Origin of the sequence: Wohlfahrtiimonas chitiniclastica (genome assembly GCF_002252325.1) — a bacterium.
Lineage (GTDB): Bacteria > Pseudomonadota > Gammaproteobacteria > Cardiobacteriales > Wohlfahrtiimonadaceae > Wohlfahrtiimonas > Wohlfahrtiimonas chitiniclastica.
Genome location: NZ_NEFL01000002.1, coordinates 360,229 through 372,266, shown reverse-complemented (window position 1 = coordinate 372,266; position 12,038 = coordinate 360,229). Strand labels below are relative to the sequence as shown.

General features: G+C 45.0%; 13 protein-coding genes. 6 read left to right on the top strand and 7 right to left on the bottom strand.

Translation table 11 applies throughout. The features are described from left to right. The first annotated feature begins 85 nt into the window (after positions 1 to 85). On the top strand, positions 86 to 859 hold the full coding sequence (locus tag B9T10_RS07055) for a hypothetical protein (protein ID WP_094538146.1): 774 nt from the start codon (positions 86 to 88) through the stop codon (positions 857 to 859). Here the strand turns inward: B9T10_RS07055 and nagZ are convergent. From nagZ to rimO, 6 genes are all read right to left on the bottom strand, one after another. After that, on the bottom strand, positions 789 to 1,763 hold the full coding sequence (gene nagZ / locus B9T10_RS07050; protein WP_246782174.1) for a beta-N-acetylhexosaminidase: 975 nt from the start codon (positions 1,761 to 1,763) through the stop codon (positions 789 to 791). The two genes, B9T10_RS07055 and nagZ, sit on opposite strands and share 71 nt — an antisense overlap. Beyond that, positions 1,760 to 2,767, bottom strand: coding sequence for a Holliday junction branch migration DNA helicase RuvB (gene ruvB / locus B9T10_RS07045; protein WP_026165744.1), 1,008 nt, complete (start codon positions 2,765 to 2,767; stop codon positions 1,760 to 1,762). Before ruvB ends, nagZ begins: the two co-directional genes overlap by 4 nt. Continuing rightward, complete coding sequence (gene dtd, locus B9T10_RS07040) at positions 2,768 to 3,205, bottom strand: D-aminoacyl-tRNA deacylase (RefSeq protein WP_008315696.1); 438 nt, start codon at positions 3,203 to 3,205, stop codon at positions 2,768 to 2,770. Beyond that, entirely contained in the window at positions 3,202 to 3,711 is a 510-nt protein-coding gene (locus tag B9T10_RS07035; RefSeq protein ID WP_094538144.1) for an LPS-assembly lipoprotein LptE, read from the bottom strand. Before B9T10_RS07035 ends, dtd begins: the two co-directional genes overlap by 4 nt. A gap of 10 nt (positions 3,712 to 3,721) precedes the next feature. Continuing rightward, on the bottom strand, positions 3,722 to 5,809 hold the full coding sequence (locus B9T10_RS07030; RefSeq protein ID WP_094538143.1) for an EAL domain-containing protein: 2,088 nt from the start codon (positions 5,807 to 5,809) through the stop codon (positions 3,722 to 3,724). Positions 5,810 to 5,873: 64 nt separating this feature from the next. Beyond that, on the bottom strand, positions 5,874 to 7,190 hold the full coding sequence (rimO, locus tag B9T10_RS07025) for a 30S ribosomal protein S12 methylthiotransferase RimO (protein ID WP_094538142.1): 1,317 nt from the start codon (positions 7,188 to 7,190) through the stop codon (positions 5,874 to 5,876). Positions 7,191 to 7,313: 123 nt separating this feature from the next. Between rimO and gpt the strand changes: the two genes are divergently transcribed. Genes gpt through fabB form a run of 5 tightly spaced genes read left to right on the top strand, consistent with a single transcriptional unit; the run spans position 7,314 to position 11,508 of the window. Beyond that, on the top strand, positions 7,314 to 7,790 hold the full coding sequence (gene gpt, locus B9T10_RS07020) for a xanthine phosphoribosyltransferase (RefSeq protein WP_008315700.1): 477 nt from the start codon (positions 7,314 to 7,316) through the stop codon (positions 7,788 to 7,790). Positions 7,791 to 7,792: 2 nt separating this feature from the next. Next, positions 7,793 to 8,695: an LpxL/LpxP family Kdo(2)-lipid IV(A) lauroyl/palmitoleoyl acyltransferase gene (lpxL, locus tag B9T10_RS07015; RefSeq protein ID WP_094538141.1), complete on the top strand. Its 903-nt coding sequence runs from the start codon at positions 7,793 to 7,795 to the stop codon at positions 8,693 to 8,695. Next, complete coding sequence (locus B9T10_RS07010) at positions 8,688 to 9,707, top strand: glycosyltransferase family 9 protein (protein ID WP_094538140.1); 1,020 nt, start codon at positions 8,688 to 8,690, stop codon at positions 9,705 to 9,707. Before lpxL ends, B9T10_RS07010 begins: the two co-directional genes overlap by 8 nt. Positions 9,708 to 9,754: 47 nt before the next feature. Further along, positions 9,755 to 10,270, top strand: coding sequence for a 3-hydroxyacyl-[acyl-carrier-protein] dehydratase FabA (gene fabA / locus B9T10_RS07005; RefSeq protein WP_008315704.1), 516 nt, complete (start codon positions 9,755 to 9,757; stop codon positions 10,268 to 10,270). Between the two features lie 17 nt (positions 10,271 to 10,287). Beyond that, positions 10,288 to 11,508 (top strand): beta-ketoacyl-ACP synthase I, encoded by a 1,221-nt coding sequence (gene fabB, locus B9T10_RS07000; RefSeq protein ID WP_008315707.1) that lies wholly within the window; start codon positions 10,288 to 10,290, stop codon positions 11,506 to 11,508. Between the two features lie 59 nt (positions 11,509 to 11,567). Here the strand turns inward: fabB and rlmH are convergent, their stop codons facing one another. Further along, on the bottom strand, positions 11,568 to 12,038 hold the full coding sequence (gene rlmH / locus B9T10_RS06995) for a 23S rRNA (pseudouridine(1915)-N(3))-methyltransferase RlmH (RefSeq protein WP_063504198.1): 471 nt from the start codon (positions 12,036 to 12,038) through the stop codon (positions 11,568 to 11,570).

Genomic DNA, 12,038 nt, shown 5'->3' with positions numbered 1-12,038 from the left:
AAGCAAAAACTGTCACCAGATCAAAGTATTTTTTTTAATTCTCCGTAAACTAGTGAGCATTGTTACCAAAACGGAGACGATCGCTGTGTTAAAAACAATACATACAAAAGACAATGCCATCTTTGAAGCGCTGGTTGATGAATTAAAAACCCGATCTTACCAAGATTTTTTAGCCATGCCAGAGCGCATGCAACTGCTGCCTGAAGGATTGTCTGAACACACCACCATTGAAATCTCGCGCCGTTTTGACCCCATTGATGCTGCATTGCACATTGTGGTGTCACAATTTTTGTGGCTCAGTGAAGAAAATGATCCCACCCTTATTCAAGGTATGCACACGATTGCCGTACCATTGCCAAATCGAAATCCTGCACTCTTTTATTCAGGGCACTGTAAAACAGAATTCTTTTATGTGCTCAAAGATGATTTCATCACCGATGATGTTTTTGAGCGCAATGAACGCGCTGAGGCTTCTGTCTTAGAAATGGCTGATTGGTTTGGCACCACAGGCTTAACAGATACAGAAGAGCGTGGCATTGCTGCCTTTATGCGCTATGAATATGGCGATTTATTGATCGATGAAGATGGACTCAAAGCCCATGACTTAGAATTTATGGGCTGTTTTCACCTCAATAAAACTTTAACGAAAAAGCTGAAAATTGAGGCAAAATTCCCCGTCACTGAACTTTATGTGTGGCACTATTATGATGATCATTATGCCTATGCTTATCGCGATCCTGAGGGCGTTTTACACTATGATTTAGGAACGCGCTTTAATCCTGAACAGTTCAAGCGCTTACCGAGCAATCCTGCAAGTGCGCGCGCATCACTTCACAGCGAAAACGCACATCCTCACTAAGCACGCGCTCTGTGGTGAGGGATAAAAGATCCTCAATTGCCGCAAAATCATTGCAGCACAAAATAATGTCAATGCCTGCATCAAAGCAGGCTTGAGCTTTTGCTATGGCACTGCCTAAATGCGCTGCCCCTTTCATATCTAAATCATCGCTGATGATGGCACCTTCAAAATGCAACACCTCCCGAAGATATGTCAGCCATGTGCGTGAAGTGACCGCTGTATGAGCATCATCCATCGCTGTATAGATGATGTGGGCAGGCATCACGCCTTCTATTCCGGCATCAATCAATGTAATGAAGGGCAATAAATCTGTGCGTTCGATCTCATCAAGCGAGCGCTCATCAATGCCAATCCCTAAATGGGTATCCACTGACACATAACCATGCCCCGGAAAATGCTTAGCCACGCCAATGGAACCTGCGCGACGAATGCCTTGATAAAAAGCCATCACCAAGGCCGCCACCGCATCGGGCTCACTGTGAAAAGCGCGATCGCCAATCACTGTATTGTGCCCATAATCAATATCACACACAGGCGCATAGCTAAAATCCACACCCACTTGCTTGAGCTCTGAGGCCATCACATAACCATAATGCTCCGCTTGCATGAGGGCTGAATGCATATTTTGTGCATACAACTCTTTTAATGATCCCATCGGTGGTAAACGGCTGAATCCCTCACGAAAACGCTGAACGCGCCCACCTTCATGATCCACAGAGATCATCAATTTCGGGTTGATCATTTTGATTTTTGCTGTCAACAAAATGAGCTGCTCTAAGCTTTCATAATTGCGGGTGAATAAAATCACGCCCACCACCAAAGGATGCATGAGCCATGCACGCTCTTGAGTCGTGACGGTCGTACCCTGTAATCCAATGATCAATCCACCTGTTTTTTGCATCATGCTTCCATCTCTAAGCCAAAATATTGCCAACACTTTTCAGTGGCCACGCGACCTTTTGGGGTACGCATAATGAACCCTTCTTGAATCAAATAAGGCTCAATCACATCCTCTAACGTTCCGCGATCCTCCCCTAAAGCTGAAGCAATCGTATCTAACCCCACAGGACCGCCTGAGAATTTTTCCACAATCAACTGCAACAAACGGCGATCGTGCTCATCTAAACCATAGGCATCAATTTCTAGCATGTTTAACGCTTCTTTAGCAATCGCCACATCGATCACGCCATTTGAACGCACCTCTGCCACATCGCGCACGCGGCGCAATAAACGATTGGCAATCCTTGGCGTACCGCGGGAGCGTTTACCAATTTCAGCGGCACCTTCTGGCATCAATTCCACATTCAAAAGCGATGCTGAACGCAAAACAATGTTGGTCAATTCATCATTGGAATAAAACTGCAAGCGGGACATGATGCCAAAGCGATCACGCAGTGGCGAGGTTAATAAGCCTGCACGCGTTGTCGCACCCACCAATGTAAAAGGCGGCAAATCAATCTTAATGGAGCGCGCCGCAGGCCCTTCCCCAATCATGATGTCCAACTGATAATCCTCAAGTGCAGGATAGAGCACCTCTTCAATCATCGGGCTCAAGCGGTGGATTTCATCAATGAACAGCACATCATTCGGCTCTAAATTCGTCAATAGTGCCGCCAAATCCCCTGCTTTTTCAAGCACAGGCCCTGAGGTTTGTTTTAACCCCACATCCAACTCATGGGCAATGATGTGGGCAAGTGTTGTTTTCCCCAATCCTGGTGGACCAAACAGCAACACATGATCGAGCGCTTCCCCACGATTACGGGCAGCCGTAATAAAAATTTCTAACTGATTGCGAAGCGCCGCTTGCCCAGTGTAATCTTGTAAACGCTTCGGGCGAATGGCGCGATCAATGACGGTTTCTTCGCGTTGTTTTTCACCGCTGATCAATATTCTATCGGATTCTATCATCTACACTTCTAACCAAAATGTGACAGGGCCATCGTTTTCTAAGGATACTTTCATATCGGCCCCAAATTCCCCTTGTGCCACCGTTTGTAACAATGTTTTGGCATGCATAATGCTGTGTTCATACAGCGCAATGCTCATTTCAACCGGTGGGCTGTCTGTAAAGGATGGACGGCGCCCTTTATCGGTATTGGCCAGCAATGTAAATTGCGACACCAATAATAATCCGCCCGCTGTGTCTTGCAGCGATCGATTCATTTTGCCGGCATCATCAGAAAAAATGCGGTAATGGATGATTTTTTCCACCATTTTTTCAACCGTTTGTGGCGTGTCATGTTTTTCAATGGCGACAAATGCCAATAAACCTGCATCAATCGCCCCGATGGTTTTTCCATCAACCTTTACACTTGCGTGATTGACACGTTGAATCAGTGCAATCATGGTTGAACTCGTAAGGCAGCTTCTAAACGGCGCATGAACATGCCCGCCAACTCTTGGCGAAGGGCGTAAGAGACACGTTGACTGTCTGTGGATTTACTGAGTAACGCCGCTTCTTGATAACTAAAGTCACGTTCGCGCATTAATGTGGTCGGCGGCAAAATCTCTTGCCCATCGTGATCTTTCGCTTGCACCACCATGGTTAATGTCACCACTTCTTCTGTGGCGCGATCCACCGCTAAACCTGACACGGCACGTGAAGTTTGCTGCTCTGACAATACTTGAATGATTAAATCTGCTTGAGCTTCATCCATCACAATTTTAACGCCAGATGGGAAAAACTTCACAACTGCGCTGTAAAACGTCTGACGATCATCAGGGTTATAGCCCACCATATAAACCTTCTGATACTCTTTTGGCCACTGAATGGCACCGCGCAAATGAAAGCCACAACCAGTGACCACTAAAGCCGCTGCTGCCAGTAATACGCCTCGACGTGTCATTGTCATTTTTATCCCCTTACATGATCACTTGTGAAAAATCAAAGTCCAATGACTCTGTCACAGCACCAATCATGGTGCCTGAGGCATAAGGAATGGTGTATTCCCACACAAGCGTCATGCTCGTTGGTGAGTTGACACCCGTTGCCATTAAACCTGCGCCTTTGCGCTCTAAATCTTGTAATAATTTTGGTAATTTGATCATCTCATCACTCGAGATGCTGCGACTCATACGGCCAATACAGTTTTCAGACAAGGCCACCATCACCACATCAAGTTCTGTGACCATCGTCGATGTAATGTCCACCACGTCATACACCATGCCGGCAAAGCCTGCATCTGCAATCACATGGAAGAAGTGTTTAGCTGCCTCAAAATGCTCATCGACCACCTCTTCTGCCAAACCAAAGATGATTTGATGATCCACACAAGGCGCTTTAGCATTTTGCTCAATCCAATCCATCAAATATTCAGGCTTGGTTAAAAAGTACATGGATAACGGCACTAAAATGCGCTTATTGCCGCCCTCGACTTTGGCAAGATTCTCAGCGGCTGTTGAGAGCATGAATTGATCTAAATCACGCATCAAAACATTGTCTGAGGTGAAGGTGAAGCTTCGGTTCCACACCACAGGATTGCCCTGTGCATCGCGCAATGAGAAGCTGGCCACATAATTCTCTTTGCCTTGGGCTAAGAAGTCTGCCACCGGAATATAGGTTTGACGAATGTGCTGATCATTCAATGCAGTAAAGAGTGGCATGTACTCTTCATCGATGTCGCCCACTTCTAAGATTTCAACGCCATGTTGCACCGCTTGAATGGCACGGGTTGACTCTTCTTTTTTATCCGTAAAGACCACGCGGGTTTCTAATAAACCAGATAAATCATCTAAACGCGCACAGGCATCAATGATGCCTTCCACTGAATCGCCTAAATTGGTGTAAGAGAAGGAAAATGAACCATGAAAACTCACATCCCCTGCTTTAAACACATAACCTTCTGCGCTGGCCACAATCGCCATCCCTAAGCGATCCACTTTTGTCATGTCACTGTTAGTGAGCAAAAGCACCATGCTTTCATCAGAATAACGCGCATAATGCAGATTGCTGATCTGGGCATCTAAATGTTTAGCCAGCCCCAAGAAATAGGACTCTAACACCTCAACGCCATATTTTTTACGAAAATTAAAATAATCTTCTAAGACTAAACTCACCAACCAAGATGAGCTGCCCACAAAATTTGATAAATTCTCAATGAATGCCAAACGGTTATAAAACTGCGACGCAAGAGAAGGTGTAGCCTCCACCACAACAGGTGCAGTTTGTCCTGCATTTGATTGCGCCACAAAAATTTCAAGGCAAGGCAACTCTTGATGCATTGCAGGTTTAATCGTCACCACTTCCTCTGCAGCTTCGCCACTGCGAGGATTGATGAGGTTTAACGTCGCTTGCTGCTCTTTGCCTGTTTTGCTCGCAATTTTCATCATCTTTTTAAAAGATGCCGATTGCTCAGCCCCAATGTATTCAAGCGCCGTTGTCGCTGCCAATTCATTAAAATCTTGCCAACCGAAATATTTTAAAAAGGCTTCATTTGCATATAAAAAGAGGCCATCGGTGGCACCAAAATAGGCAATCAAATCTTCAGATTGCGCGGCCAATTGCGCCGTAATTTCTGCCAACTGGGCATTTTTCTCTAAAGTTTCGCGGTAACCTTGCTGATTTTTACGCTCAAAAATGGCACGCACGATCTGTTTAAAAAGCACATCACTTTGTTGCAATGAACCGACATCAAGCGCCCCTTCTTGCATCATGCTTTGACGTTTTTCTAAAAATTGCTCTTCTGCCACTAAGACAAGCACCGGCACACTTTGCATGCCGATGGCATCGGTGATTTCTTTCAGATCAGGGACTTTTGGAGAGTCTTGTAACAAAATTAAGTCACAGCCCTCTTTGGTTAAGGCCATTTTAATGCCATCCACAGAATCTGTCGTTGCCACATCAAAAGTGATTTTACTCTCAACACTCGACACACGAATCAACTGCTTGAGTTGAGTGACCTTTTCTGCACTGCTTTCAACATAAAGAATTCTGTAGATATCATTGGCCATTATTAATTACCCATTTCTAAATTTTAACTGTCATAGTGTAGCTTAATTCGGCACAAAACTCATGTTAGATGAGCTCACCATATAAATCATAGGTGTCCGCTTCATCGATCAATACATTGACAATTTTACCAACGCACGATGCATCCGCGCCATCGATGTAAACCAAGCCATCAATTTCAGGGGCATCAGCTTTTGTGCGGCCAATGGCGACACCATTTTCAGCATCAAAGTCATCCACCAATACTTCTAACGTCTGACCCACTTTAAGCGCCAATTTCTCCGCAGAAATGCGGGCTTGAAGCTCCATAAAGCGACCTAAGCGCTCTTCTTGAATCTCAACCGGAATGAGTTCTGCAATATCATTAGCGGGCGCGCCTTCCACCGGTGAATAAATGAATGCCCCCACGCGATCTAAACGTGCTTCTTCAATGAAATCTAAAAGCATTTGGAACTCTTCTTCCGTTTCCCCTGGGAAGCCAACAATGAAAGTTGAGCGAATGGTGATTTCAGGGCAAATTTCACGCCATTTTTTGATGCGCATCAACATATTTTCACTATTGGCGGGGCGCTTCATGGCTTTTAAAATGCGTGGGGATGCGTGTTGCATGGGCACATCGATGTACGGCAAAATTTTGCCTTCTGCCATCAATGGAATCAAATGATCAACATGTGGATAAGGATAGATGTAGTGTAAACGCACCCATGCATCCATTTTACCAAGCTCTTCACAGAGGTTTTGAATGTGTGTTCTGACAGGTGTGCCATCGGCAAAACCTGTTTTATATTTCACATCCACGCCATAAGCACTGGTATCTTGCGCCACCACCAATAGCTCTTTCACACCTGAATTCACCAATTTTTTCGCCTGTGACAAGACATTTTCCACAGGATATGATTGATGTTTACCACGCATCGTCGGAATGATGCAGAACGTACAACTGTGATTACACCCTTCTGCAATTTTAAGGTATGCATAATGGCGCGGCGTCAATTTAATGCCCGCTTGTGGCACCAAATCCATGAAGGGATCGTGCGGCTTTGGCAAATGATGATGCACAGCGCCCATCAATTCTTGGAATGCATGCGGACCTGTCACACTCAATACATTTGGATATTTTTCCAAAATGGTGTCCGCTTTTGCGCCTAAACAACCTGTGACAATCACTTTGCCATTTTCATCTAACGCTTCACCAATGGCATCTAAGCTCTCTTGCACCGCTGAATCAATAAAGCCACAAGTGTTGACCACAACGAGGTCTGCATCATTGTATTGTGGAACGATTTCATATCCTTCAGTACGCAATTGCGTCAAGATATATTCGGAGTCAACCAATGCTTTTGGGCAACCGAGCGAAACAAAGCCAATCTTAGGAGTAGTCACTGTCTAACCTTACAAAAAAAGATCACCCGTCAAATCAGCAAATGTTTTGACTGGTGTAATCAAAGAAAAAAAACTATAATAACCGGCTATTTTATATCAGAACCTCATCTACTGGAAACCAAAATGTCGAAAAAATATTTAGTTACTTGGGATATGCTCCAAGTTCACGGGAAAGCTTTATCTCAACATTTAATCGAACGTCAAGAGTGGAAAGGGATCATTGCGGTCAGTCGTGGTGGTTTAGTGCCTTCTGCGATCGTTGCGCGCGAATTGAACATTCGTTACGTGGATACCTTGTGCATTGCAAGCTACCACGAATATCAACAGCAAACAGACATGCAACTCGTTAAAGAGTGCAATTTACCGAATGAAGGCGAAGGCTTTGTCATCATTGATGACTTAGTGGACTCTGGCAATACGGCAAAATTGATCCGTCAATTGTATCCAAAAGCTTACTTCGTCACCATCTTTGCCAAACCACAAGGCAAACCATTGGTGGACTTTAACGTCATCGATGTGTCACAAGATACATGGATCGAGCAACCTTGGGACACAGCCGTACATTTCATTGCCCCAATTTGTGATCAAAACAAACAGTAATCATGCAATACCATAAGCCGAACTGGATTAAAGATCATGCGATTGCCTTAGGCTTCTGGGTTGGCAAATACATTGCGAGATTGCCAATGCCCATCTTATTAGCCGCAGGCAAAGGCGTTGGCAGGCTCTCGTATTATGTGGCGAAAAAACGCCGCCACATTGTGGAGCGCAACATCGCGTTGTGCTTCCCTGATTTATCTAAAGATGCGCAAACTGAGCTCGTTAAGGAGAATTTTAACGCCCTTGGCATGGGCATCTTTGAAACTTTAGCCGCTTGGTTAAAACCTGAAGCACAGGTCAAAGAGCTCTTCATCTATGAAGGGTTAGAGAATTTAGACGCCGTGAAAGCCTCAGGTGAAGGCGCGCTGTTATTGACCGTGCACTTTTGCAACCTTGAGCTTGGCGCACGTGCCATTACGCTCAAAACCCCATTTGTGGCGATGTATCGTCAGCACAAAAACCGCGCGTATGAAGAGCGCCAATTTAAAATGCGCACTGCTCAATCACAAAATGAGCCCGTCAATCGCAACGAAATCCGCAAAACCATCAAACTCCTTCGCCAAGGCAAGCTGCTTTGGTATGCACCTGATCAAAACTATGGCGGCAGTGATCATGTGTTTGTGGATTTCTTTGGTGTCAAAGCATTGATGATCACCGCGACCTCCCAAATGGCAAAAGTGGGCAAAGCTAAAGTGCTGCCTTATTATTGCATTCGTGAAGGCAATCAATATCGAGTGAAGATCCTCCCTGCCCTTGATCACTTCCCTTCTGAGTCGCCTGTTGAAGATTGCGAGCGTTTGAATAAAATGTTTGAATCATGGATCATGCAAGCCCCTGAGCAATATTTATGGGCGCATCGGCGCTTTAAAACTCGCCCTGAAGGTGAAAAGGATCTCTATGAATAACCTTGTGAAAGATTATCGCCGCATTTTGATCATTCAATGGAGCGCGATGGGCGATTGCGTGCTTGCAAGCAGCACCTTTGATGACATTAAAGCCACATTTCCACACGCAAAGATTGATTTAAATGTGCTCCCTCCGTGGCATCAGCTCTTTGTGCATGATGATCGTTTTCATCAACTCATTGACTTTAAACTCAGAAAACAGGGCTTTGGCGCCACTTGGCGTTGGCTCACCACATTAAAACAAGAAAATTATGATCTGATCATTGATCTACAAAACAGTGATCGCTCTCGCATGTTGCTCTCTGCGGCAAAAACTCTCCGCTTTACTCGCGCAACCATCATTGGACGCAGCCGCCATTGGTGTTATGACAATCACATTAAAACCCATGACATTGAAAACAATCACGTTGTTGATCGTTTTTATGCAGCACTCAAAAGTGTGGGCGTGGTTCGCACAAGTACACGCCCCCGCATCATTGCATCGCCTGAAATCATCGCGCGCATTGAAGAGAAAAAGCAGCATCTATTAGAGCATCATACCTTTGCCGTTTTTGTGCCTGGTTGCAGTCCACAGCACCCCGAAAAACGTTGGCATCCTGAGCGCTTTATGGAACTTGCGCAATTATTATTCAATCACAATTGTGTGACGCGCATTTTAGTCCTTGGCGCCGGCAGTGAAGCGGAAATCTGCAAACAAATCGCTGATAGCGATGAGCGCATCATCAATTTATGCGATCAAACCGCACTGTTAGACATCCCCTATTGGCTCAATGGCGCTGAGCTCATTGTGGCCAATGATACCGGCATCGCACACTTTGCAGCGGCAAGTGATGCGCCCGTCATCGCCCTCTTTGGCCCGACAAATCCAACACAATCGAAGCCTTATGGGGAAAAAGTCACCGTGCTTGAGGCCAAAAATTTTGGAAATGACAATAAAATTGACCAAATCACGGCAAATGACGTTCTGAATCACTACCAAACCATTTTCAATCCATCCGATAAAACAGTATAATCATCGGATTTTATAATTGAATATCCACTATTTTCAAAGGAATTGATGTGACAAAACAAGCAAGTTATACCAAAGAAGAACTGATTGAATGCGCAAAAGGCAACTTATTTGGTGAAGGCAATGCACAATTGCCAATGCCACCAATGTTGATGTGCGATCGCATTGTGGAAATCACTGAAGATGGTGGCAACTACAATAAAGGTTTAATCGTCGCTGAACTCGACATCAATCCCGATTTATGGTTTTTCCCTTGTCATTTTATTGGCGATAGCGTCATGCCAGGTTGCCTTGGCTTAGATGCAATGTGGCAATTGGTTGGCTTCTATTTAGGCTGGAAAGGCGGCATTGGTCGCGGCCGTGCACTTGGTTGTGGCGAAGTGAAATTCTCCGGTCAAGTCTTACCCACCGCAAAAAAAATAACTTACCACATTCACATGAAACGTGTTATTTTGCGCAAATTGACGATGGGTATTGCAGATGCGACTTTATCCGTAGATGGTAAAATCATCTACACAGGACATGACCTCAAAGTTGGTCTTTTTACCTCAACAGATAATTTTTAACGTTTAGGAGAAACATTATGAGACGTGTTGTTATCACAGGTCTTGGGATTATTTCTAGTATCGGAAACAACAAAGAAGAAGTATTAGAGTCTCTCAAATCAGGTAAGTCAGGTATTGAATTCTCTCAAGAGATGGCTGATCTCGGTTTTAGATCCCATGTTCACGGTGCGATTCGCATCAACCCTGCTGAACATATTGATCGTAAAACTTTCCGCTTTATGGCTGATGCTGCGGCATACGCTTATTTAGCGATGGAGCAAGCGATTGAAGACTCAAAATTACCCCCTGAAATGGTTTCGAATGAGCGCACAGGTTTAATCGTGGGTTCGGGCGGTGCATCGACGCGCAATCAAATTGATGCCGTCGATAGCATGCGCAAAACAGGTGCCACGAAAAAAATGGGTCCATACATGGTGACTCGCACAATGGGCTCTACTGTATCTGCATGTTTAGCCACACCGTTTAAAATCAAAGGTGTGAACTATTCCATCAGCTCAGCGTGCTCTACATCTGCCCACTGTATTGGTAATGCTGTTGAGCAAATCCAATTGGGTAAACAAGATGTGATCTTTGCCGGTGGCGGTGAAGAGTTGCACCCATTTATGAGCGCAATGTTCGATGCCATGGGCGCATTGTCTTCTAAATACAATGACAATCCATCTGTGGCATCACGTCCATATGATCGTGACCGTGATGGTTTTGTGATCTCTGGCGGTGGCGGCATCGTGGTGGTTGAAGAGTTAGAACACGCATTAGCGCGTGGTGCACACATCTATGCAGAAATCACTGGCTACGGCGCAACATCTGATGGTTATGACATGGTTGCTCCAAGTGGTGAAGGCGCAGAGCGCTGTATGCGTCAAGCATTGGCCACAGTTGAAGGCCCGATTGATTACATCAATGCACACGGCACTTCAACACCTGCCGGTGACATTCCTGAAATCATGGCCGTTGAACGTGTATTTGGGGATAAATTCCCAATGATCTCTTCAACAAAATCACAAACAGGCCATGCGTTAGGCGCAGCCGGTGTGAATGAAGTGATCTATTCCCTTCTGATGATGGAAAACAATTTCCTTCAAGCAAGCATGCACATTGATCACATTGATCCTTTATTGGAAAACTTCCCAATCATCCGCAAAAAAGTGGAAGATGTTGAGATCAATAACATCATGAGCAATAGCTTTGGCTTTGGTGGTACAAACGCAACTGTGGTGCTCAGCCGTTATAAAGGTTAATGCATTCCACAACAAAAAAGCCTGATCAATGATCAGGCTTTTTTTATATCTCATTTCAATTATTCACGGTGATACGGATGATTGTGCAAAATACTCCAACCACGGAATAATTGCTCTGCCACCAAAATACGCACCATCGGATGTGGCAACGTCAATTTAGACAGAGAAATGCTCTGCTGAAAGCTCTGTTTGACGTCATCAGAAAAACCTTCAGGACCGCCAATCAATAACGCAATATCAGTGCCACCTTGCAACCAGCCGGCCATCATTTGGCTCAACTCTGGCGTTGTCACCGCTTTACCCACCACATCAAGCCCCACAATGCGCGCACCTTTTGGCACGGCAGCAAGCATCTTTTGCCCCTCTTCTTTGAGGATTTTAGAGATGTCTGCATTTTTCTTGCGAGCTTGGGCAGGAATTTCCACCATTTTGAGTTGCACTTCATTACGAAGACGGCTTTGATACTCATCAAAGCCTTCTTTCACCCAACTTGGCATATTGTTGCCAATGGCAATGAGGTGAACAATCAT